Source organism: Thermocrinis minervae (assembly GCF_900142435.1).
Classification (GTDB): domain Bacteria; phylum Aquificota; class Aquificia; order Aquificales; family Aquificaceae; genus Thermocrinis_A; species Thermocrinis_A minervae.
In genome coordinates this window covers 849,618-870,325 of the sequence record NZ_LT670846.1, presented here as the reverse complement: position 1 = coordinate 870,325, position 20,708 = coordinate 849,618, and the positions used below count along the sequence as shown (strand labels likewise).

Genomic DNA, 20,708 nt, shown 5'->3' with positions numbered 1-20,708 from the left:
TTAATATAGCTCCAGGTAGAGTTTGGCTATGGCCCCTGCTAGGTTGTTCATCCTCCTTATGTACCTTGCTCTCTCTTGTACAGAGATGACGCCTCTAGCATCAAGCAAGTTAAAGGTATGAGAACACTTAAGGAGATAATCATAAGCTGGAAGCACAAGCCTTTCGTCTATCAGCCTCTTGGTCTCTCTTTCGTACATCTCATACAGATCAAAGAGCATCTGAGGGTCAGACTTTTCAAAGTTGTAAATACTCCACTCTCTTTCAGCCTTTTTGAAAACATCTCCGTATGTGAGCCACTCGTTCCACTTTATGTCAAAGACGCTGTCTACATCCTGTAGGTACATGGCTATCCTCTCAAGCCCGTAGGTAATCTCTACCGATATCTCGTCAAGGTCTAGACCGCCAGCCTGTTGGAAATAGGTAAACTGGGTTATCTCCATACCGTCGAGCCAAACTTCCCAGCCGAGTCCCCATGCGCCAAGGGTAGGGGACTCCCAGTCATCTTCTACAAACCTTATGTCGTGCTCAGCGGGATCTATGCCAAGGACTTTAAGGCTCTCAAGGTATATCTCCTGTGGATCATCGGGTGCTGGCTTTAGGATGACCTGAAACTGGAAGTAGTGTTGGAGTCTGTTGGGATTTTCGCCGTACCTTCCGTCCTTGGGTCTTCGCGAGGGTTCTACGTATGCTACCTTCCATGGATTTTTGCCTAGGACCTTAAGGAAGGTAGCAGGGTTCATAGTACCAGCTCCTGTTTCTATGTCGTAGGGTTGCCATACGGCACAGCCTTGCTTAGCCCAGAAGTCATGGAGTTTCATTATTATGTCCTGAAAGTACATCTCAGACAGTACCCTCCTCTCTTATTTTTGCCCTGGAGAGTATGTAATACTTTCTCATGAGCACCCTGTTTAGAGCATCTATAAAACCGTTGACGCTGGCCTTTATTATGTCTACATCTATGCCTCTACCCGAGGCTCTAATGCCGTCAAGCTCTATGACGAGCCTTGCCTCAGCCTGTGCGTCCGTGTTGGGTGTTAAAGCCTTTATAGAGAAGTCTACCAGCTTTGGTTCTATGCCAAGGGCCTTTTGTATGGCCTTTATAACAGCATCAACGGGACCATTACCGGTGGATGTGGCCGTTTTTGTTTCCGAGTTGTAGGTTAGAACTACAGTGGCCGTTGGGAGCATGTTGTCACCCGTCTGTACCTGGTAGTGGACTATCTTTATGGGCTCTTTCTCTGGTACCTTCACAAACTCCTCGTATATAAGGGCTTCAAGGTCTTCTTCGTAAACTTCCTTCTTTTTGTCTGCCAAAGCTTTGAACTTCTCAAAGAGTCTGTCTAGGTCTTCCTCGGTAAAGTCATAACCCATCTCTTTAAGCTTTGCCTTCAAAGCATGCCTACCTGAGTGTTTACCCAACACTATACGTGTGGATGGAAAGCCTACATCCTCCGGGTTTATTATCTCGTAAGTGAGCCTGTGTGATAGGACTCCGTGCTGATGTATGCCAGATTCGTGGGCGAAGGCATTGTCCCCCACTATAGCCTTGTTGGGTGGTACGAAGCTGCCCGTTATCCTACACAGCAGTCTGCTAGTCTTGTAGAGTTCTTTGGTGTTTACACCCGTGTAAAGATCCTTAAAGTAGTCCTTTCTGACCTTTATGGCCATGACGATCTCTTCAAGGGCTGCATTACCAGCCCTTTCTCCGATACCATTTATGGTACATTCCACCTGTCTAGCCCCATGTTTTACAGCGGTGAGAGAGTTGGCTACGGCAAGCCCAAGGTCATCGTGACAGTGTACGCTTATTATGGCCTTGTCTACGTTGGGTACATTGTTGAGTATATCCTCTATAAGCTTACCGAACTCTTCGGGCACTGCATAACCCACTGTGTCTGGTATGTTTATGACCGTGGCGCCAGCCTTTATGGCTGTCTCTATGACTCTGTAGAGGAACTCCCTCTGGCTTCTGGTAGCGTCCTCGCAGGAGAACTCTACGTCATCCGTGAACCTTCTTGCAAACTCCACAGCCTTTTTCGCCCTCTCCAACACTTCCTCTTCGGACATACGAAGCTTGTACTTCATATGTATCTCAGATGTGGCTATGAAGGTGTGTATCCTTTTCCTTTCAGCTGGTGCAAGTGCTTGTGCTGCTATCTCTATGTCCTTCTCAAGGGCCCTTGCAAGGGAGCATATAACTGGTCCCTTGACTTCCGAAGCTATCAAGTTTATGGCTTCAAAGTCTCCCTTGGAGGCTGCTGCAAATCCTGCTTCTATGACATCGACACCCAGTTTTGCTAGTTGGTGAGCCATTTGGAGCTTTTCCTCTGTGGTCATAGAAAAGCCGGGTGCCTGTTCTCCATCCCTAAGGGTGGTGTCAAAGATGTATACCCTTTCCATACATCGACCTCCTGCTTATTGAAAATAATTCTCAACAGTCTTCAGGTCAAGGGGGCGTTGCAGAAGTTCATGCACTCCTCCGGAGACATCTCTATGCTCCTTATGACACACTCTCTAGCCCTCTCGAGTACTCTGTAAAGTAGCGGTTCTTCTTCTTTGTAGAAGGGGGAAAGCACGTACTGAACCACCTTGTTCTTGTTCTGCGGTCTACCTATACCTACCCTCAGTCTGTAAAAGCCTTCTGTCTTTATCTCTTTTACTATGGATTCTATACCGTGGTGTCCAGCGCTTGACCCACCAAACTTTAGCTTTAACCTTCCCAGGGGGAGGTCAAGCTCGTCGTGCACCACAAGCATCTCAGATGGATGTATACCATACTCTTCAAGAAGGTTTACCACAGCAAGACCCGAGTTGTTCATGTATGTTTGGGGCTTTGCTAGGAGTATCCTTCTATCACCTAAATTCTTTACGTACAGGTGTGAAAGGCATTCTACAGAGTAGGTCTTTATCCTCCAGTACTTTACTAGCTCGTCTATTACCATAAAGCCTATGTTGTGTCTTGTCCGCTCGTACTCTTTACCAGGATTTCCCAAACCTACTACAAGCTTTATCATCAAGAAGTAGCGGTCTCTTCGGTGGTGGTCGTCTCCTCCTCAGGTTCTAGTACTACAGCAACCGTCTCTTCTGGAGAGTCCATCACCACGCATCCTTCTGGCACGGGTATGTCCCTGACGTGGAGGACTGCTCCCAGACCCATGCCGGATACATCTACTACTATCTTCTCTGGAAGCTTGTCTATGGGTGCTCTCAAGGTTATGGTATGCATGAGTACCTCAAAGGTACCACCTAAACCCACACCTTCCGGTGTTCCCACAAACTCTAGAGGAACCTCTACCTCTATCTCTTTTACATGTGACAGGTCCATAAGGTCTACGTGCTGTGGATCGTCACCGAGCCAACCTGTTTGGATGTCCTTCAGGATGCAGAGCCTCTTTTCTCCATCTATCTCGGCTTCTATTAAAAAGGTCTCACCGTGAGGTAGGGAGAGCAGATCTTTTATGCTCATGTAGGCGTGTAGATTCTCCACACCCTTACCGTATATCTCTACGGGTACATACCCTTGAGCTCTCATCCTTTTGAGCTCGCTCTTTTTACCAAGCATTCTCGGCATAAGTTTTACCCTTACTCTTCTCATAACTGACCTCCTGAGTTCTATATGAATAGAGAGCTTACAGATTCTCCTTCCTGAACCCTTCTTATGGCTTCGGCCAAGAGATTAGCTATAGACACCACTTTTATCTTATCGCAGCTATCATCCTTCAAAGGTATGGTGTCGGTTATTATCACCTCTTCTATGGGAGCCGTCTTTATCCTATCTATAGCTGGTCCAGAGAGAACTCCGTGGGTTGCGCACACTTTCACAGACCTGGCACCTTTGCTTAAAAGAAGCTGTGATGCGGCTACTACAGTACCAGCTGTGTCTATGATATCGTCCAGGATTATGGTTTCCTTACCTTCCACGTTTCCTACAAGATCAAAGACTTCAGCAACTCCTGGTTCAGGCCTTCTCTTGTATATTATGGCTATATTGCAGCCAAGCTTGTTGGCAAGCCTTCTTGCCCTCTCCACACCGCCAGCATCGGGGGAGACTATAACCACCTTCTCGGGGTCTACCTTGTCCTTCAGATAGTCGTATATGACGTTAAGAGCAAAAAGGTTGTCCACTGGTATGTTGAAGAAACCTTGTATTTGAGGCGAGTGTAAATCTACCACTATCACCCTATGGGCACCTGCCGTGGTTATAAGGTCTGCCACGAGCCTGGCGCTTATGGGTACCCTTGGCCTGTCCTTCCTATCCTGACGTGCGTAGGCAAAGTAAGGGATCACGGCAGTTATACTCTTTGCAGAGGCTCTTTTGAGAGCATCAAGTATTAAAAGGAGCTCCATGAGGTGATCGTTTACCGGGCTGCAGAGGGACTGAAGAACAAAAACGTCCTCTGCCCTCATAGACTCGTTGATCTGTACACGTATCTCACCGTCGCTAAACCTGGATATGATAGCATCCACCAAAGAAACACCTAAATGACTGGCTACAGCCTGGGCAAGTTTAGGGTTGCTGTTACCAGCTATGAGCTTTGCTCCCATCTGTTCAACCTACCGTGTATAATTATAACTCTTATGCAAACAGCTGTACATCCGAGATTACACATATGCCACCGAGCCTTTTGATAAGACGACCCACCCTTTGAACTATCCTTTCTGCTTTGTCGTCTTCGCACACAGTGAAGGCGTAGCTATTCTTGTAGACGCCTGTGAGCTCATCGCCTTCCCTAAGGCCCCTTTCTCCCATACCTTCCACGTCTCTAATAACCGTATACCCAGATACCCTTTCTTCTTCAAAGATCTTAAGAACATCGTTAAGATGCAAGCTATCTATGACTACCTCTACCTTCTTCATGGCTTACCCCCAAAGCATGTTCACTAAGTAGTAGTATAAAGGTATGCCTACAGATATGTTGAAAGGAAAGGTAAGAGCAAGGCTCATGGGTACGTATATGCTGGGATTGGCTTCTGGAACAGACAGCCTCATGGCGGCAGGGACGGCTATGTAAGATGCACTAGCGGAAAGGACAGTAAGCAGAAAGGCATCACCTTTCTGTATACCTAGAGTATGCGTCAAGAAAGCAGCTATCACGGCGTTGATAACAGGCACTACTATGGCAAACACTAAAAGGAACGCACCAACCTTTCTTAACTCTCTTATGCGTTTGGCAGCGATTATACCCATATCGAGCAGGAAGAAGGTCAAGAAGCCCTTAAACAGGTTGCCAAAGACCGGTTCCACACCCTTCCACCCATTCTCACCTGTTACGTAACCCACTATCAAACCAACAAGAAGTAAGTACACGGACGTATTTAGAAAAGATTCCCTTAGAACTTCCTTCCAGTCCGTGTGGGAATTCTCTCTGTTTTTGGCAAATATAGAGAGAAGTACAAGGCCTATTATTATGGCGGGCGATTCCATGAGGGTCATGGCGGCAACCACATAACCTCCGCTTGGAACTTTTAGCTGTTGAAGGAAGGACAAGGCTGTCAAGAATGTTACCGCACTGATAGATCCATAGGTGGCGGCTACAGCTACAGCGTTGTAAACATCTAACTTGAGCCTGAGTATAAAGAAGGTGTAGATGGGTACAAAGATAGCCATGAACATAGCAAAACCAAGCACCTTGATAATGTAGGGTGTTATACCACTCTTTGAGAGCTCGTACCCACCATGCAGGCCTATGGATATGAGGAGATACAGGGAAAACAGCTTGGCTATGGGCTGAGGTATCTCAAGATCGCTCTTTAAAAACACGGCGAGCATACCCGCAAAGAAGAAGAGGACAGGCGGGTTGAGTACGTTGCTTAGTATAAGATCTATGCTCATGATCTTACCCTCCTAGTGAGAGTTTTTGTAAAGTACTAGGCTAAGTACCTGAGTTAATTGTAATCAAAAAGCTCGGGCCTGAATAATGATTAAGCTCAGATATATCCAAAAGCCCGAAGCTGTAGTTTACAATCAGGGGGTAGGGTGAATCCTTTACACGTACGATTCCCTTTACACGGATAGCCTTTTTCGTTAGATCTTCCAGGATTTCCATTAGTTTTTCGTAGTCTATCTCTTCTTCTATGTACACGATGTCCTTCCGTTGGTGTGAATGGTCATGATCATGATGATGGGGAATGGCTGTAAGTTCTTCCAAAGGGTAGACACCTTCAAACACCTCTTTTGGCACTACGCCGTGAGAAGCTCTGTAAATTCTAGGAGGGCTTCTGAAAAGAGGTTCACCTGTGAAGTAGTTTCTAAGTTGGTTCTGCCGCCAGACATTAAGAACTTCATCCTCTACCTGCTTAAGCTGATCCTGAGAAACCAAGTCTATTTTGTTTAGGATGAGGATGTTAGAACTTCCTATTTGGTGTTTTGCCACAGGGTCATCCTTGTACTCTAGAAAGTTTTTGCTGTCTACTATGCAGGCTACTCCTTCAACAGAACATCCAAGAGATTGCAAGCTTAACATAACTGGAAAGGGTTCTGCGGCTCCGGAGGTCTCCACAAAGAGAATCTCGGGATTAAACTTCTCTTTTATTTCACTGAGGGCCTTTTGAAACTCAGCATGTAAAGAGCAGCATATGCAACCCTCTGCTATCTCCATCACATCCGAGTAGATCCCCTGTAGGATCTTTCCGTCTACGCCTACCTCTCCTAGCTCGTTTACTACTATGGCTACTCTTCTGCCTTCAAAGTGTCTTCTGACAGAGTTGATCAAGAAGGTAGTCTTACCGCTTCCTAAAAAACCTGTTACGACGAAAGAGGGGAGCATTCACTCCCCTCCGTATTCTACAGAATCTATCTCTTCCATAAACTGTTGAACTTGGAAAAGGATGTAGTTTACAACCTCCTGCACATCACTGTTTAAAAGGTAATCTGGGTTTATATCTATCTCCTTCTCGTACACGTCGTGCCCTTCCACCACATACTTCACCTTTAGGTATGGGTAGGGCTTTAGCTCACAAGCATCATCAGCCTCAGGAAAACAGACTTCTACGTCCAGATCAGGGTTGTTTACAGCCTCCAGAACCTTCTCTCTTATGAGTTTCAGTCTTTCATCCATGTTTAGTCCCCTGCCGTTACCATGACCATCTGTATGCAGTTTCTCTTAAGAAGGTCAGAACATACGTAGACGCATATGGCACAGCCCTTACATCTTGAGTAGTTGACCCATGCCACGTGCTTGTCCTCATGGTACATCAAAGTGTTAGGTTCAGGACAGAAGAGTACGCACTGTTTACAGTTGTACTTGGCACAACAGGGTTCGTTTACATCCGCCACGTAGTACATACCCTTTAGAACCTCCTTAGGCCTTTATGGGTTCTTCTAAGACCCAACCTTGCTCCTCTGCTATCCTGATGGCCTCCTTTATGACCTGCATGTTCTTTTCAAGGAGTTCCATCTTCTTCTTGAACTTCTTCTCTATGGCGCTGTCAAGGGCTGTGGTACCACCAGATGCCACGAAGGTGTTGCCGAGGAACCTTTCCCTCACGGCCTGCTCTATGTGCTCTATACCCACAAGCTTGGTTATACCGAAGAAGAGACCTACCATAGCCATGTTGGTGGCAAGCTCAGTACCTGCTATATCAAGGGCGAGCTTTGTGGCCGGGAAGTTGATGACCTTTACGTTGAGCTCTTTGAGTACTACCCAATCCTCTTCAGGTATTATGTCTACGTCAGTGTTTATTATAACCAGACCGTTCTCTTTTAGGCCTGAGTAGAAGGGCATTGTGTAGGACTTTCCGTGGGTTATGACCTGTGGGTGATAGATCATTATCACGTTAGGATAGACTACCTCTCCCACCTCATAGATGGGTTGATCGGATACCCTCACGTAGGCTTCTACGGGTGCCATCCTCTTCTCTGAACCGAAAAAGGGAACGAGGCTGGCATACATACCAGCCGCCGACATAGCGTTACCGAGGATGTGGGCGGAGGTGACCACGCCCTGGCCACCCACGCCGGCTATCCTTATGTTGTACCTTTTCATGAGCTTACCTCCTGAGGAGCCTTCTCTATCTCTTCAAAGAACTCTTTCACTTCGTCCGTCATCCACTCGTAGAAACCAAAGTCCTGCTTTTCTCTCTTCCTTGCATCCTCAAGGACTTTCTCCGTAGGTATAGAGTACTCTATGTTACAGGAAGTGTAAGCGTGTATGAAGGTAGGACCGAAGTGCCTTGCCGCCAGTATAGCCCTTCTTATGGTCTTGGCTATTCTCTTGGGGTTGGTGGGGGCCAGCTTTGCCACGTACACGCATCCGGCTACCTTTGCAAGCTCAACGGCGTTTATCTTGTCAAACTGCTTTCCTTTTGGAGCCATCTTGAGCTGCACACCCTTAGGGGACATGCCACTTTCCTGACCGCCCGTGTTTCCGTACACCTCGTTGTCCACCATTATGGTGGTGAACTTCTCCTTTCTAAACCAAGAGTGCATGGTCATGCCAAAACCTATGTCTATGAGTCCACCGTCTCCAGCTATTACCACCACATCCTTTACCTTATCGGGGAACCTTATGCTTAGGGCCCTCTTAAGACCAGAGGCTACAGCGTTGGTGTCTCCGTAGTTTCCGTAGATGAAGGGTACTGCTGCCTGAGACAGGGCAAGTCTTGCACATCCAGCCGTTCCTATGACTATGGTGTCCTCAGGGTTGGGTAGGGCTGCATAAAAGACCCTTATGAAGTACGCCATGAAACATCCGGCGCACATAGGGTGCTCTTCCACGAGCTCCTTGAACTGTCCGAGTTGCTGGACGTCCACCTGCCTGCCGAACTGGCCGTACTTGACCAGGTCTACATAATCCTTAGGCATGTATCTTTCAAAGCCTGGAGAAATCCTCACGTATTCCAAGCCCATGATTAAACCTCCTCTTATGAAGTTTTTAAACTACTACCTTCTTCTCCTTCTTTATACCAAAGACATCGTAGATCTTTTCCATTATGAGCTCTACAGGCAGCGTCATGCCACCGTAGACCCTTGGACCGCCTATCACCTTGTCGTTGTCGGGTATGGCGGCCTTTACCTCTTTTGCAAGCCATCCTACTATGTTGTGTTCTGGAACTATAACAGCTTTTGCCTTCTTGAGCACTTCCCTTATTTCCTTCTCTGGGAAGGGTCTTATGGACTTAACCTTAACAAGTCCTACGTTTAATCCTTCCATCTGGGCATACCTTACAGCTTCCCTTCCTTGAGCGGCGGCACAACCAGAAGCCACTATAAAGACCTCTGCATCGGGGTTGACCACCTCTATGGGACCACCCAGGTACTTGTAAATGTACTTCATGGCTCTTATGTTTGACGCCCAAACTTCCTGTTGCCATACGGCGTGTATTAGGTAGCTCATGAAGTTGGACTTCTGAACGGGAGCATCCCTTTGTATCCTGGCGGGCGGTATTTCACAGTCTGTGGGTGGTACGGGTGCCTTGTATGGATCTCTTGGTGGTAGCTTCATGTCCTCTGGTGTCATGTTCACGTAACCCTTTGCGTGGGTTACAAAGAAGCCTTCTGTACATACGGCCACGGGGATGTAGACGTCTACCTTTTCAGATATAACAAAAGCAGCCAGCGTAAAATCAAACACGTCTTGCTGGTTTTCTGCGTGCAGGACTACCATACCACAGTTGAGAAGGTACGCTATCTCTACGTTGTCTGGCTGTATGGATAGAGGAGCGTTTACCACTCTCGTGAGGACACCGAGGACTGCAGGTATCCTGTGACCAGGCCAGGAAGCTATTGCTTCAAGACCTCTCAAGAGTCCAGGTCCTGATGTGGCCGAGAAGGCTCTGGCTCCACCCCTGACTGCGCCGGCTATGGCTGACATGGCTCCGTACTCTTCCTCTGCCCTGTAGTAGTCTCTCAGGTACCCCTGAGCCCAGAGATCTCCTACAAGGTGCATTACCTCTGACTGTGGGGTTATGGGATAGGCTATAGCTATATCCACGTTGGCCCTTTTGACGGCCTCAGCCATAGCCTGGGCTCCCGTTATAAACTTACGTTCCCTTGGAGCCTCTAAAAGAAGATAATCTGCATCTACAACTCTTTGCTCTGGCATGGCCTACCTCCTTACTCGGTTTCTGTTACTTGCTCACCCCTTCTGGGTATCAAAAGATAAGCATACTCACCATAGTCAAGAGTGGACAAGGTCTCATAGTTCTCTGGCGGTAGGGATGGATTCTCGGGTGGAAGCTTTGGCTCCCACTTTATACCCATCTCCTCCCTGACCTGGACTACGACGTCCTTAAACTTCCTTATCTCCTCTGCATGGACATCTCTAAGAGATACCATGGCATCCTCGTGACCCATCTCTGCACACAGTGCTATGGTAAAGCAGTTGGTACCTGCTCTTATCATCCTCAAGGATAGGTTAGCGTAGTGACAGTGAACACCTACAAATATGCACACCTCTATCTTGTTGTGGAGGATGGTTAGGTTGGGATGGTTGGGGTTTATCTCAGCCTCTGGGTCTATCTTGGGATACTTGGGCCTGTAATCAGGCATTGGGATTATCCTGCAGTTGGGTATCTCCATGGCAAGCTCGAGTACAGCCTTTGCTTTTTCCATGGCTGCAGCGTTCCATCCCCAGAGTACTAGCGGACCTGGGAAGATGGTCGGGTTCCTACGTGTAAGGAGGGCTTTTGCAGCCTCTCTCATAGCTACCTCTTCATCTACTATCTCACCGTACAGCAACGCCTTTCCTGGTGGTGGAAGTTCTACTCCTTCAAAAACTGCAGGCGTGGGCATGTAACCCACCGGACCAGGTAGAATCCTACCCATGCTACACCTCCGTTTTACTGGTTTAAAAAAAGTTAAGCAGGTTCTTATATGCTGTCAAGTGAAAAGGTATGATTTTTATCGTATTGGGAATATATTATTTTTCCATGTTTTTAAAGCTTAAGGTAAGGAGACAATTGGGGCAGGATGTATGGTATCAGACCTTTGAGGTTCCCTATCAGGAGGGCATGACCTTTCTTTCGGCCTTCTGGTGGATAAAGGAGAACATAGACAATAGCTTTACCTTCAGACACTTCTGCAGGGCTGGTATATGCGGCACTTGCACCGTTCAGATAAATGGCTTTCCTAAGCTTGCATGCAAAGAGCAAGTACTACCTTACGTACTTCTGGGAGAACCCGTGGTAGTTGAACCTCTCAAAAACTTTGAAGTGATAAGGGACCTGGTGGTAGACAACGAAAAGGTTATAAGGAAGATGAAGGAGCTCAAGCTTTGGATAAGCAGTGACTCTTCTGATGTAAGAATAGAAGCGCAGATAAGTCAAAAGATAGAGAGCGCTGCCGATTGTATACTGTGCTGTGCATGTCAATCTTACTGTCCTCAGGTTCTTGAGAGTGTGTACGCCGGACCTCTGTTCTTCGCCAAGATATACAGGTTTATAGAAGACCCGAGGGAAAAAGAAAAAGAGCTAAGACTAAATCAGGCTGTTCAGATGGGACACCTCTATCACTGCCTTTCTTGCAACAAGTGCAACAACGTCTGTCCTAAAGAGGTAGAGCCGGCAACCCTCATAAGAAGGCTCATGCTCTATGCTGTGGACAATACTCCTGCTTCTCCTTAACCTATGCTATGCATCTCTTGAAGAAGACATAAAGAGGAGGATAGAGGATACCTTCGGAAAGGATAGGGTAAAGGTTTTAAGGGTAAAGTTTGACAGAAAACCCGAGGATTCAAAGCCCTGTGACTTTGTTTTTGATATGGAGTATGGGAAGTTTAAAAGCCTGGTATACCTCTACTGCAAAGGAGAAAAGTACACGGCTTATGTAGATCTTCTTTGGGCTTACCCTGTGTTTATAGCCAAGGATGACATACCAAAAGGAACGCGTCTGAGCCCTGAAATGTTCGTAAAAGAGCTAAGGTACTCCAAGGTGATACCTTCTGACCTTCTCATAAGCGAGGAGGACATAAACAGCATGCTTACATCTACCAACATACTAAAGGGGACAGTGCTCAGAAGATCTTTGACGAGAAGTGTACCCGTAGTCCTTAGGGATCAGGAGGTATTGGCCATCTACAGGGAGGGTAACCTTTTGCTTGAGTTCAAGGCTAAGGCTTTGGAAAATGGAGAGGTAGGCAAGATAATACGCATAAGGCATGGAGAGAAGATCTTGAGGGCGAAGGTGGTGGGTAAAGGGAAGGTGGAAGTGTTTTGATAGTGGGGGTGGACTTGGCCGGAAGTGAGAAAAGAAACACGGGCGTGGCCTTCTTTCAAAAGGGCATAGTAAAGACATTTGTGGTAAAGTCGGACGGTGAGCTTATGGAGATCTGCAGAGGCTTTAGGCTTATCTTTGTAGATGCTCCCCTCTCCATACCCAAGGGAAGGAAGAACATAGATGATAGAGGAGAACACTTTAGAGAATGTGACAGAGAGCTAAGAAGAAGGGGAATCAAGTTCTTTCCTGTGACCCTTGGACCTATGAGACAGCTCACCAAAAGGGCCATAAACCTAAAGGGACTGTGGGAGTCTGAGGGAAAGAGGGTTTATGAAACTTATCCAGGGGCCTTCTATGATCTTATGGGTGTGCCAAGGAAGGACAAACAGGCGATACTCAGCTTCTACAGAAGCTTCCTAAAGCTTGAAGAGAAAGCATACACGCAGGACGAGCTTGATGCTGTAGCTTGTCTGGTGGTCGGGCTTTTGTTTAACTTGGGTCTACACGAGGTCATAGGTGGTGAGGACGGAACCATAGTCCTGCCTAAAAGCCAGGAAGCCTTAGCCCTCCTAAGAGGTACTTAAGGTCGTTGTCCGTGAAGAGAAGTCCAACACCACCAAAGGCTCCTCTAAGCTTAGAGTTAAGAAGATCATCCCCACCCACTCTTACGTAGACAGGCCCCTTTACTTTGTACTCCACACCCACCTGTAAGCTTGGTTTTAGGTCCTTATCCTGAGGCCTGTCCTTTCTGCCAGAGTTCCACAGGTCCGAGAAGAACGTAACCCTGTTACTGTATACAAAGTCTAGACCAACTCCACCTGTGGATTCCTTTAGACCTGCCCTCACAACTAGCTTTTTGTCTCCAAACACAGGGAAGAGAACTGCGTACTGAAGGGTGATCTGAGGCTTGAACTCCTTCTTGACTACGTACTGATTGGGAAGGATCTCCTCCTTGTAAACTCTTCCCCTAGAATTGCCTACTATCTCCAGAAGGTAGTACTTTCTTTCGTCGGGTTGAAGTTTGAGGGTTAGTATACCCTTTGTGTCTCCAGCCTTGTAGAGCTCACCCCTAAAACCTACGTACAAGTTTGTCTTGTCGGCTACCTCTCCGGCTTTTGAGAAGGTCCTTGTGGCACTGGCTATGTTTCTGTAGAGCTCATCGTCCGTTATCAGCTTACCCAACGTACCTTCTCCTCTCTCCAGCTTCTGGGCTATGTAATCAAGCCTTTTGGTAAGCTGGGCTATATTCTGGGTAGTTTCTTTTATGTTTTCCCTGTTTTCTGTAGCTATAAGGTTTAAGTTCCTGGAAAGGTCATTTAGGTTACGTGATAGCTCTGGAAGTGTTTCTTTTAAATCCTGGGATAAAGCTCGTAGGTTAGATATGGCTACTTTTATGTCCTGCCTGTTCTCGGTAGCTATGGCGTTCAAGTTTTCGGAGAGTCTTTCAACAGACTCTATGGCCGTAGGCAGTGTCCTGTTTAGAGAAGCAAGCAGGATGTTTAAATTGGCTATAGCTTGCCTTAGGTTTTCTCTGTTTTCCATGGTTATCCTGTTTAGGTTATCTGTAAGCACTGCTAGGTTCTGGGCTATGGCCCTTATGTCCTCTCTGTTCTCTGTAAGAATGAGTTGAAAGTTTTGTGCCAGTAGCTTTATAGCCTCGGATGCGTTGGTCATCTCCTTCACGAGCCTGTCGGTGTCTGCGTAACCTAAGGTGTTCTTTATGTAGCCACCCTCTTCCAAAGTACCAGCTGAAGGAGTGCCAGGGGTTATGGAAAGGTACTTATCACCCATGAGTCCCAAGGTTCCTATCTGTGCTGTGGCGTCTTTGTAAAGGGTTATGTCCTTATCCAGTTCAAAGACCACCTCCACCTTCCCATCCTTGAGTCTTATGTCCTTCACCTTTCCGCTTCTTATGCCGGCCACCCTTACCTCAGCACCCTTTGATAGGCCACCCACTTCATCAAAGATCACCTTGTAGACTCTACCGGAGGGTTTAAGGAATGGAACTTCACCGAAGGTAAGGATCAAAAAAGCAAAGCCAAGAGCTACAACAACGACAAATACACCAACCTTTACCTCGTTAGTAAGTTTCATGTTAAGAACAATTATAGAACCTTAAGGCTTAAGTCTATCCACCTGGCCGAGTGGGTTATGGCACCCACTGATATAAAGTCTACACCCTCTATGGCATACTCTCTTATGTTCTCTAAAGTTATGTTTCCAGAAACTTCCACGAGCAGCCTACCCTTTATTAGGTTGACCGCCTCTTCTACCATCTGGGGGCTGAAGTTGTCCAAAAGGACCATGTCCACACCACAGAAAAGGGCTTCCTCCAGCTCCTCAAGGCTTTCCACTTCCACCTCTACCTTGTAAGAAGGTCCTATCCTCTCCCTTACCCGACGTACAGCCTCCCTTATGGAACCTGCCAACCTCTTGTGATTGTCCTTTATAAGGACCATATCGTAGAGGGCAAAACGGTGGTTGTTTCCACCACCCACCCTAACGGCGTACTTTTCAAAAAACCTAAGCCCTGGAGTAGTTTTCCTCGTGTCCAACAGCCTCACCTTGGTCCCCTCAAGCCTCTTTACAAACTCCCTCGTCATAGTAGCTATACCACTCAAACGTTGAAGCAGGTTAAGAGCAGTCCTCTCCCCAGACAGAACAACATCACCAGCCGCATCTATCTCCATGAGCACGTCCCCTTTAACTACCCAGTCACCCTCTTGAACCATAAGGGTTATATGTGCCTCACCCAAGAGCTCAAAGACCCTTTTGGCAAACAAAAGCCCAGCCACCACACCCTCTTCCTTCGCCTTTATCTGGGCTCTTACCCTTTCTCCCCTAAATACACCCAGGGTAGTTACATCACCGTGTCCTATGTCTTCTTCCAAAAACTCAAGCAGTCTTTTATCTATAAAAGGCTCCATCATCTTCTCACAAAGGGAGTTTTAAACCTGACTATTCTAAAGTATAGCCACGTGTATAGGACTATGAAGAGGAGAACAAAAAGGATGAGGATAGGTGTTCTGTTCCAGAAAAAGAGGGCAGGCACCACGCACAGAAGGTGTAAAGACCATATAAAGGGAGAAGTCTGGGAGTTTAAAAGAAGGCTGTCGGCGTCCGTACCCAAAAGTGACCTGCTGAGCCTTTTGTAGAGCAAGCTATGAAGATGTAGAGTGTCTGGATGCATAGCTCCAGAACCTCTTAAAAATTTCCTCCTGTATATAGAAAACAGAGTTTCCCATACAGGGTAGATGAGAAGAAGCATCACAAACCATGGAGATACATCGGCATACCTGTGGGTCAGCAGGATCCCAATAAGACCGTTCAGAAAACCAAGCAGGTAAGCGCCCGAGTCTCCGAGAAAGATAAGACCAAAGGGATAGTTCCAGAGGAAGAAACCAAGGGTTGCAGAAAAAGCAGAAAGGCTAAGGTACAAAAGAAAGTAGTCATTATGCAGAAAAGACACATAAGAGTAAGCAAGGAAGTTCATCATAGCAACACCGCTAGCAAGACCGTTAAAACCGTCTATGATGTTAAAAGCATGACAAAGACCAGACACAGCAAATGCCGTAAACAAAAAGGCAACAGGATAGATGCTAAGAAGGTAGTCGAAGGGAGCAACATCAACCCTACTCACCCAAGCTTTTAGTAGAAGTACCAGAGCAGCACCAGACAAAAAGCCAGCCAACAGCCTAACCTTTGGTCCAACTTTCCTTGTGATATCTTCCACAAAACCAGCAGTAAAAACAGGAAGAGAGGACAAGACAGCCAGAAAGTACTCCCTTGAAAAGTCCTTTCTAACCCAGTAAAAGGAAAAAGTCACAAGGATTAGGGAGGCCATGATAGCAAGACCCCCAAGCCTTGGAGTAGGCCTTTTGTGGAACTTCTGAACCCCATAGGTTGGGTCGTGAGCCAAGTTGAGCCTAATAAAGAAGAGGGAAAGTAAAAAGCTAACAAAGAATGCAAGTATTAAGTAAGGCATGACTCTATAAGCTTAAGGTACTTGTCTATGACTATCCTCTCGTCAAACTCTTCAAGGACCATCTTCCTACCCTCTTCTCCCATAGCCTTCCTCTCCTCTTCCGAAAGCGTAAGGAATTTTATCATAGCATCGGCCAAGGACTGAGGATCCCTAGGTCTTACGAGAAAGCCATTCTGGCCCTCCTTGCACACCTCCCTGCAGCCTACTGAGTCTGTGGTGATTATGGGCTTTGCCATGGCCATAGCTTCAAGAAGGACCCTAGGAATTCCCTCACGGTAATAAGAAGGCAAGACTACTGCGTCTGCTTGAGCTATGAAAGGTCTTACATCCTGGGCCTGTCCCACGTACTTTATAAAACCTTGCTCCTGAGCCTTTTGGATGTGCTCCCTTGGAACGCCGGCAGGGTTTCCCTCGTCAAAGGGTCCCAAAAGCCAAAGCTCAGCACTTATACCCTTCTCCCTTAGAATCCTTCCAGCCTCCACAAACTCCCTAACTCCCTTATCCCAAAGAAGGCGCGAGATCATAAGAAAGATAGGCTTTTGGTTTGTTTTTTTTACTTCCATGGGATAGAAGTACTCAGTGTTAATTCCCTCACTTTTTATAAGTATAGCTTTTTGTTTTTTAACAAGTCCTATAGATAAGAAGTTTTCCATATCTTCTTCATTCAAAAAAACAACTTTTTGATTAAAAGAAAAAGCAACCTTATAAAGAAGGTTTACCAATGTTTGAAGAACCCTTTTTTGTATGTAAACATATCCAAGTCCTGTCACAACGCTTATACTTTTTATGCCAAGCAGTCCACATGCTACAGAGCTATAGATGTTTGGCTTTATGGTGAAGTTTATCACCAGGTGTGGCCTTAGCCTTCTGTAGATGCTCACATACTCAAACAGAAGTCTTAGGTCTTTTATGGGGTTTTTGCCCTTCCTGTCTAAGTTTCTTATGGGAGAGAAGTCAAAGCCCAAGGCTTCTAGCTTCTGTGAAAATTCATCTTCTGGAGCCACGGCCATAACTCTAAAGCCTCTTTCTTGCAAAGCCTTCATAAGCCCAAGCCTGAAGTTGTACAGAGAAAAGGAGGTGTTAGAAGAGAGGACTATGCTTTTATTTTTATCACTCATTATAATCATACATCTTAATTTTATAATGAAGAGGATACGTTTTACCTTTTAAAAAGCATTTTAAAATGGAGGCACTAGGGATGAAATCCGTAATCCTTGCAGGTGGCTCAGGTACAAGACTTTATCCAGTAACTCAGGTTGTAAACAAGCATCTTCTCCCCATTTATAACAAACCAATGATTTACTACCCCTTATCAATTGCCATGTTACTTGGAATAAGAGAGATTTTATTCATAGTAAACCCCGAAGATCTTCCTGCTTTTCAGAAGCTTTTTTCGGATGGCTCCCATCTTGGAATGAGTATAAGCTACAAGATTCAACATAAACCAAACGGTTTGGCTGAAGGTCTAATACTTGCAGAAGAGTTTATCGGCAATGATAACGTTTTGTATCTACTTGGAGACAACATATTCTTCGGACACGGTCTCATAGACGTACTCAGGCAGGCAAAAGAAGAACTAGAGCAGTACGGAGGAGCTTGTGTGTTCGGATACTATGTACACGATCCTGAAAGGTTTGGAATCTTAGAGTTTGACGAAACAGGTAGAGTGATATCAATTGAAGAAAAACCAAAAAAGCCAAAGTCAAACTATGCCGTTGTAGGAATGTATCTCTACGATCCAGAAGCGGTCGAGATAGCCAAGTCCATAAAACCTTCCCACAGAGGAGAGCTTGAGATAACCAGCGTAAATCAGGTGTATCTTGAAAAGGGAAAACTAAGGGTAAAGCTATTTGGAAGAGGATTTGCATGGTTTGATGCCGGCACTCACGATAGCTTCCTGGAGGCTGGGGAGTTTGTGGCAACTATTGAAAGAAAAACGGGGCTCATGATAGGTTGTATTGAGGAGATAGCTTACAGGAATGGCTGGATAGATAGATCCCAACTTCTTAAACTTGCAGAACATTTAAAAAAGACCGATTACGGAAAGTATCTAATAAAGCTCGCAGAAGAAGGTAAGTAAATGTATAAAACAGTTGACAATCAAAGAAGTACTCAGGTATAATGACCTTAGTAGGAAGAAATGTCTGGCGGTAACTTTACCTTTAGAAGGCTTGAAATTCCCGATGTGATCTTGATTGAACCTAAGGTGTTTTTTGATAACAGAGGTTTCTTTATGGAATTCTACAAAGCAACAGAGTTTGAGATGAACGGTATAAAGTATAAATTTGTTCAGGATAATCACTCATACTCAAAGAAAGGCGTGCTCAGAGGTTTGCATTATCAGTTGAATCCCAAGGCTCAAGGAAAACTCGTCCGTTGCATAAGAGGAAAGATCCTAGACGTTGCGGTTGATATAAGAAAAGGCTCGCCGTGGTATGGAAAATGGGTAGCTGCTGAACTTTCAGAAGAGAACAAGCTTATGCTTTGGATACCACCAGGTTTTGCTCACGGTTTTGTTGCTTTAGAAGACAGCGAAATCATCTACAAATGTACAGCAGAGTATGATCCAGCCTTGGATAGAGGCATTCTTTGGAATGATCCGGAGATTGCCATAGATTGGCCCATAAGTGACCCAATTCTATCCGCAAAGGATGCAAATTTACCTTTGTTGAAAGATGCTGATAACAACTTTGTTTATGAGGGAGAATCATAGATGAAGCTTCTCGTGACTGGTGGAGCAGGGTTTATAGGAAGTGAATTTGTAAGGCAAGCTGTAAAGCGTGGCTACTCAGTAGTAGTCGTAGACAAGCTTACTTATGCAGGAGACTTAGAAAGATTAAAAGAAGTATCCCAAAACATCATCTTTTATAAGATTGACATAGCCGACTTTAAAAGCCTAAAAGAAGTTTTTGAAAATCATAGACCAGAGGCGGTGATACATTTTGCTGCTGAAACACACGTAGACAGGAGCATACTTAACCCCTATGATTTTCTGCACTCAAACATAATAGGCACCTACAACCTCTGTGAGCTAAGCAGGAGATATGAAGTAGAAAAGTTTATAAACATTTCAACAGATGAAGTTTACGGAGAACTTGGAAACGAAGGAAAGTTTACAGAACAAACACCCCTTAATCCAAACTCACCCTATTCAGTAAGCAAAGCCTCTGCAGACATGTTAGGAAGGGCATACTACAGAACTTATGGACTGCCAGTGATCACAGTAAGACCATCAAACAACTATGGACCATGGCAGTATCCTGAAAAACTAATTCCTGTTGTAATAGCAAAGGCATTGTTAAATGAACCGGTGCCAGTTTATGGAGATGGCTCAAATATAAGGGAGTGGCTTTATGTTGAGGATTGTGCTGAGGCAATATTCGACATACTTGAAAAAGGTAAAATTGGAGAGGTTTATAACGTATCAAGTGGTGAAGAGAGAAGAAACATAGAAGTCGTATCTATGATACTTAAGCTGCTCGATAAACCATTGGAGCTAATAAGTTTTGTAAAAGACAGACCAGGACACGACTTTAGATACAGCTCAAGCTTTGAAAAGCTGAAAAACGAGTTAGGTTGGCAGCCAAAGACTACCTTTGAAGAAGGATTAGAAAAGACTGTCAGATGGTATATTGATCACCAGGATTGGCTCTTTAAAAAAGTGAAAGAGGTAAGAGATTACTGGGAAAAAGTATACAGATGAAGATCCTCATCACAGGTGCCAAAGGACAACTTGGAAGTGAATTTTTAAAAAAACTTAATAACAATAACAATATAAACCTCTTAGCTCTCGGCAAAGAAGAACTTGACGTTGGTAACTTTGAACAAGTGATGGAAGTATTTGAAAGTTTCCGCCCCGATATTGTTATAAACTGCTCAGCTTACAACCAGGTGGACAAAGCAGAGACAGAAAAAGAGCTTGCTTACCGGGTGAACGCCGAAGGACCCAAGAATCTCGCCAAAGCATGCGAAAAATACAAAGCCTACTTAATCCATTACTCCACAGATTATGTGTTTGATGGAAAAAAGGAGGGGCTATACACGGAAGATGACCCACCCAATCCACTTAATGAGTATGCAAAAAGCAAACTCATGGGAGAAAAACATATTCAGGAGATACTTGAAAACTATCTTATCTTCCGTGTAAGCTGGGTGTATGGAGAGGGAAAGCAAAACTTCCTCTACAAACTCATGCAGTGGGCTCAGACTCAAGAATACCTACGGATAGCATGTGATGAGTTTTCTGTACCAACATCAACAAATACCATCGTAGAGGTTACCCTAAAAGCCATAGAGCAAGGGCTTACTGGTCTGTATCATCTTGTCAACTCTGGCTACACCTCTCGTTTTGAATGGGCAAGGGAATTTTTCAAGCTTAAGGGCATCCGGAAGTTCATATACCCTGCTTATCAGTCTGACTTTAACCTACCCGCAAAAAGACCTCGCTTTTCTGCGATGAGCAATGAAAAAATATGTAAGACGCTTGGAATAGAGATAGAAGAGTGGGAAGAAAAACTTGCCAAAGATGTGTTAGAATTAGGTATTTAGAGTAGGGAAGCTTTTGAGGA

General features: G+C 45.5%; 25 protein-coding genes. 7 read left to right on the top strand and 18 right to left on the bottom strand.

Annotated features, from left to right (window positions below):
- The 14 genes from B5444_RS04770 to B5444_RS04705 are packed head-to-tail and all read right to left on the bottom strand — an operon-like array spanning window position 1 to window position 10,766.
- Window positions 1-840: a glycine--tRNA ligase subunit alpha gene (locus B5444_RS04770; protein ID WP_079654092.1), complete on the bottom strand. Its 840-nt coding sequence runs from the start codon at window positions 838-840 to the stop codon at window positions 1-3.
- A 1-nt stretch (window position 841) separates the two neighbouring features.
- Window positions 842-2,401 (bottom strand): 2-isopropylmalate synthase, encoded by a 1,560-nt coding sequence (gene leuA / locus B5444_RS04765; RefSeq protein WP_079654091.1) that lies wholly within the window; start codon window positions 2,399-2,401, stop codon window positions 842-844.
- 41 nt (window positions 2,402-2,442) lie between these two features.
- Entirely contained in the window at window positions 2,443-3,015 is a 573-nt protein-coding gene (pth, locus tag B5444_RS04760; protein ID WP_079654090.1) for an aminoacyl-tRNA hydrolase, read from the bottom strand.
- The gene (locus tag B5444_RS04755; protein ID WP_079654089.1) at window positions 3,015-3,596 is read right to left on the bottom strand and encodes a 50S ribosomal protein L25/general stress protein Ctc; all 582 of its coding nucleotides are present in this window, start codon (window positions 3,594-3,596) and stop codon (window positions 3,015-3,017) included. Before B5444_RS04755 ends, pth begins: the two co-directional genes overlap by 1 nt.
- Window positions 3,597-3,613: 17 nt before the next feature.
- Window positions 3,614-4,546, bottom strand: a complete 933-nt coding sequence (locus tag B5444_RS04750; RefSeq protein ID WP_079654088.1) for a ribose-phosphate diphosphokinase — start codon at window positions 4,544-4,546, stop codon at window positions 3,614-3,616.
- A gap of 31 nt (window positions 4,547-4,577) precedes the next feature.
- On the bottom strand, window positions 4,578-4,859 hold the full coding sequence (locus B5444_RS04745) for a P-II family nitrogen regulator (protein ID WP_079654087.1): 282 nt from the start codon (window positions 4,857-4,859) through the stop codon (window positions 4,578-4,580).
- A 3-nt stretch (window positions 4,860-4,862) separates the two neighbouring features.
- The gene (locus tag B5444_RS04740; protein WP_079654086.1) at window positions 4,863-5,834 is read right to left on the bottom strand and encodes a sodium-dependent bicarbonate transport family permease; all 972 of its coding nucleotides are present in this window, start codon (window positions 5,832-5,834) and stop codon (window positions 4,863-4,865) included.
- 40 nt (window positions 5,835-5,874) lie between these two features.
- Entirely contained in the window at window positions 5,875-6,768 is an 894-nt protein-coding gene (locus B5444_RS04735; protein ID WP_079654085.1) for a CobW family GTP-binding protein, read from the bottom strand.
- Window positions 6,769-7,059, bottom strand: coding sequence for a hypothetical protein (locus B5444_RS04730; RefSeq protein ID WP_079654084.1), 291 nt, complete (start codon window positions 7,057-7,059; stop codon window positions 6,769-6,771).
- A gap of 2 nt (window positions 7,060-7,061) precedes the next feature.
- A complete protein-coding gene (locus tag B5444_RS04725) occupies window positions 7,062-7,286 on the bottom strand; it encodes a ferredoxin oxidoreductase (protein ID WP_079654083.1) in 225 nt (74 codons plus the stop codon).
- A gap of 16 nt (window positions 7,287-7,302) precedes the next feature.
- Window positions 7,303-7,986, bottom strand: coding sequence for a 2-oxoacid:ferredoxin oxidoreductase subunit gamma family protein (locus B5444_RS04720; protein ID WP_079654082.1), 684 nt, complete (start codon window positions 7,984-7,986; stop codon window positions 7,303-7,305).
- Window positions 7,983-8,849, bottom strand: a complete 867-nt coding sequence (locus tag B5444_RS04715; RefSeq protein ID WP_079654081.1) for a thiamine pyrophosphate-dependent enzyme — start codon at window positions 8,847-8,849, stop codon at window positions 7,983-7,985. The genes B5444_RS04720 and B5444_RS04715 overlap by 4 nt, the downstream gene beginning before the upstream one ends.
- Window positions 8,850-8,874: 25 nt before the next feature.
- The gene (locus tag B5444_RS04710; RefSeq protein ID WP_079654080.1) at window positions 8,875-10,044 is read right to left on the bottom strand and encodes a transketolase C-terminal domain-containing protein; all 1,170 of its coding nucleotides are present in this window, start codon (window positions 10,042-10,044) and stop codon (window positions 8,875-8,877) included.
- Window positions 10,045-10,055: 11 nt separating this feature from the next.
- On the bottom strand, window positions 10,056-10,766 hold the full coding sequence (locus tag B5444_RS04705) for a carbon monoxide dehydrogenase beta subunit family protein (protein WP_079654079.1): 711 nt from the start codon (window positions 10,764-10,766) through the stop codon (window positions 10,056-10,058).
- A 104-nt stretch (window positions 10,767-10,870) separates the two neighbouring features.
- On the opposite strand from B5444_RS04705, the gene B5444_RS04700 reads away from it, so the two are divergent.
- The 3 genes from B5444_RS04700 to B5444_RS04690 are packed head-to-tail and all read left to right on the top strand — an operon-like array spanning window position 10,871 to window position 12,739.
- Window positions 10,871-11,563, top strand: a complete 693-nt coding sequence (locus tag B5444_RS04700) for a succinate dehydrogenase/fumarate reductase iron-sulfur subunit (RefSeq protein WP_079654655.1) — start codon at window positions 10,871-10,873, stop codon at window positions 11,561-11,563.
- On the top strand, window positions 11,532-12,155 hold the full coding sequence (gene flgA, locus B5444_RS04695) for a flagellar basal body P-ring formation chaperone FlgA (RefSeq protein ID WP_079654078.1): 624 nt from the start codon (window positions 11,532-11,534) through the stop codon (window positions 12,153-12,155). Before B5444_RS04700 ends, flgA begins: the two co-directional genes overlap by 32 nt.
- 2 nt (window positions 12,156-12,157) lie before the next feature.
- Entirely contained in the window at window positions 12,158-12,739 is a 582-nt protein-coding gene (locus B5444_RS04690; RefSeq protein ID WP_231967179.1) for a DUF429 domain-containing protein, read from the top strand.
- Here the strand turns inward: B5444_RS04690 and B5444_RS04685 are convergent.
- From B5444_RS04685 to B5444_RS04670, 4 genes are read right to left on the bottom strand one after another with little or no spacing between them, the layout of a single operon-like run.
- Complete coding sequence (locus B5444_RS04685) at window positions 12,699-14,249, bottom strand: MlaD family protein (protein WP_079654076.1); 1,551 nt, start codon at window positions 14,247-14,249, stop codon at window positions 12,699-12,701. The genes B5444_RS04690 and B5444_RS04685 overlap by 41 nt on opposite strands.
- 11 nt (window positions 14,250-14,260) lie before the next feature.
- Window positions 14,261-15,085 carry a carboxylating nicotinate-nucleotide diphosphorylase gene (nadC, locus tag B5444_RS04680; protein WP_154021739.1) on the bottom strand — a complete coding sequence of 275 codons (825 nt, stop codon included), beginning with the start codon at window positions 15,083-15,085 and terminating at the stop codon, window positions 14,261-14,263.
- Window positions 15,082-16,140: an MraY family glycosyltransferase gene (locus B5444_RS04675; RefSeq protein WP_079654075.1), complete on the bottom strand. Its 1,059-nt coding sequence runs from the start codon at window positions 16,138-16,140 to the stop codon at window positions 15,082-15,084. Before B5444_RS04675 ends, nadC begins: the two co-directional genes overlap by 4 nt.
- Window positions 16,128-17,258, bottom strand: a complete 1,131-nt coding sequence (locus B5444_RS04670) for a glycosyltransferase family 4 protein (protein WP_172838431.1) — start codon at window positions 17,256-17,258, stop codon at window positions 16,128-16,130. Before B5444_RS04670 ends, B5444_RS04675 begins: the two co-directional genes overlap by 13 nt.
- An 80-nt stretch (window positions 17,259-17,338) precedes the next feature.
- Here B5444_RS04670 and rfbA point away from each other — a divergent pair, with 80 nt between their 5' ends.
- The 4 genes from rfbA to rfbD are packed head-to-tail and all read left to right on the top strand — an operon-like array spanning window position 17,339 to window position 20,688.
- Window positions 17,339-18,220 (top strand): glucose-1-phosphate thymidylyltransferase RfbA, encoded by an 882-nt coding sequence (gene rfbA / locus B5444_RS04665; RefSeq protein ID WP_079654073.1) that lies wholly within the window; start codon window positions 17,339-17,341, stop codon window positions 18,218-18,220.
- Between the two features lie 60 nt (window positions 18,221-18,280).
- Window positions 18,281-18,853, top strand: a complete 573-nt coding sequence (gene rfbC / locus B5444_RS04660) for a dTDP-4-dehydrorhamnose 3,5-epimerase (RefSeq protein ID WP_079654072.1) — start codon at window positions 18,281-18,283, stop codon at window positions 18,851-18,853.
- Window positions 18,854-19,843, top strand: coding sequence for a dTDP-glucose 4,6-dehydratase (gene rfbB, locus B5444_RS04655; RefSeq protein WP_079654071.1), 990 nt, complete (start codon window positions 18,854-18,856; stop codon window positions 19,841-19,843). It abuts the gene before it with no gap.
- Complete coding sequence (gene rfbD, locus B5444_RS04650; RefSeq protein WP_079654070.1) at window positions 19,840-20,688, top strand: dTDP-4-dehydrorhamnose reductase; 849 nt, start codon at window positions 19,840-19,842, stop codon at window positions 20,686-20,688. The genes rfbB and rfbD overlap by 4 nt, the downstream gene beginning before the upstream one ends.
- Window positions 20,689-20,708: the final 20 nt, after the last annotated feature.

Excerpts from the sequence above, each read along its gene's own strand:
- pth (WP_079654090.1), bottom strand. The coding sequence starts at position 3,015 with ATGATAAAGCTTGTAGTAGGTTTGGGAAATCCTGGTAAAGAGTACGAG.
- rfbD (WP_079654070.1), top strand. The coding sequence starts at position 19,840 with ATGAAGATCCTCATCACAGGTGCCAAAGGACAACTTGGAAGTGAATTT.
- B5444_RS04710 (WP_079654080.1), bottom strand. The coding sequence starts at position 10,044 with ATGCCAGAGCAAAGAGTTGTAGATGCAGATTATCTTCTTTTAGAGGCT.
- B5444_RS04770 (WP_079654092.1), bottom strand. The coding sequence starts at position 840 with ATGTACTTTCAGGACATAATAATGAAACTCCATGACTTCTGGGCTAAG.
- nadC (WP_154021739.1), bottom strand. The coding sequence starts at position 15,085 with ATGATGGAGCCTTTTATAGATAAAAGACTGCTTGAGTTTTTGGAAGAA.
- flgA (WP_079654078.1), top strand. The coding sequence starts at position 11,532 with ATGCTGTGGACAATACTCCTGCTTCTCCTTAACCTATGCTATGCATCT.
- B5444_RS04725 (WP_079654083.1), bottom strand. The coding sequence starts at position 7,286 with ATGTACTACGTGGCGGATGTAAACGAACCCTGTTGTGCCAAGTACAAC.
- B5444_RS04715 (WP_079654081.1), bottom strand. The coding sequence starts at position 8,849 with ATGGGCTTGGAATACGTGAGGATTTCTCCAGGCTTTGAAAGATACATG.
- B5444_RS04720 (WP_079654082.1), bottom strand. The coding sequence starts at position 7,986 with ATGAAAAGGTACAACATAAGGATAGCCGGCGTGGGTGGCCAGGGCGTG.
- B5444_RS04745 (WP_079654087.1), bottom strand. The coding sequence starts at position 4,859 with ATGAAGAAGGTAGAGGTAGTCATAGATAGCTTGCATCTTAACGATGTT.
- rfbC (WP_079654072.1), top strand. The coding sequence starts at position 18,281 with ATGTCTGGCGGTAACTTTACCTTTAGAAGGCTTGAAATTCCCGATGTG.
- B5444_RS04730 (WP_079654084.1), bottom strand. The coding sequence starts at position 7,059 with ATGGATGAAAGACTGAAACTCATAAGAGAGAAGGTTCTGGAGGCTGTA.
- B5444_RS04740 (WP_079654086.1), bottom strand. The coding sequence starts at position 5,834 with ATGAGCATAGATCTTATACTAAGCAACGTACTCAACCCGCCTGTCCTC.
- B5444_RS04750 (WP_079654088.1), bottom strand. The coding sequence starts at position 4,546 with ATGGGAGCAAAGCTCATAGCTGGTAACAGCAACCCTAAACTTGCCCAG.
- rfbB (WP_079654071.1), top strand. The coding sequence starts at position 18,854 with ATGAAGCTTCTCGTGACTGGTGGAGCAGGGTTTATAGGAAGTGAATTT.
- B5444_RS04670 (WP_172838431.1), bottom strand. The coding sequence starts at position 17,258 with ATGAGTGATAAAAATAAAAGCATAGTCCTCTCTTCTAACACCTCCTTT.
- B5444_RS04755 (WP_079654089.1), bottom strand. The coding sequence starts at position 3,596 with ATGAGAAGAGTAAGGGTAAAACTTATGCCGAGAATGCTTGGTAAAAAG.
- rfbA (WP_079654073.1), top strand. The coding sequence starts at position 17,339 with ATGAAATCCGTAATCCTTGCAGGTGGCTCAGGTACAAGACTTTATCCA.
- leuA (WP_079654091.1), bottom strand. The coding sequence starts at position 2,401 with ATGGAAAGGGTATACATCTTTGACACCACCCTTAGGGATGGAGAACAG.
- B5444_RS04705 (WP_079654079.1), bottom strand. The coding sequence starts at position 10,766 with ATGGGTAGGATTCTACCTGGTCCGGTGGGTTACATGCCCACGCCTGCA.
- B5444_RS04735 (WP_079654085.1), bottom strand. The coding sequence starts at position 6,768 with ATGCTCCCCTCTTTCGTCGTAACAGGTTTTTTAGGAAGCGGTAAGACT.
- B5444_RS04675 (WP_079654075.1), bottom strand. The coding sequence starts at position 16,140 with ATGCCTTACTTAATACTTGCATTCTTTGTTAGCTTTTTACTTTCCCTC.
- B5444_RS04700 (WP_079654655.1), top strand. The coding sequence starts at position 10,871 with ATGTTTTTAAAGCTTAAGGTAAGGAGACAATTGGGGCAGGATGTATGG.
- B5444_RS04685 (WP_079654076.1), bottom strand. The coding sequence starts at position 14,249 with ATGAAACTTACTAACGAGGTAAAGGTTGGTGTATTTGTCGTTGTTGTA.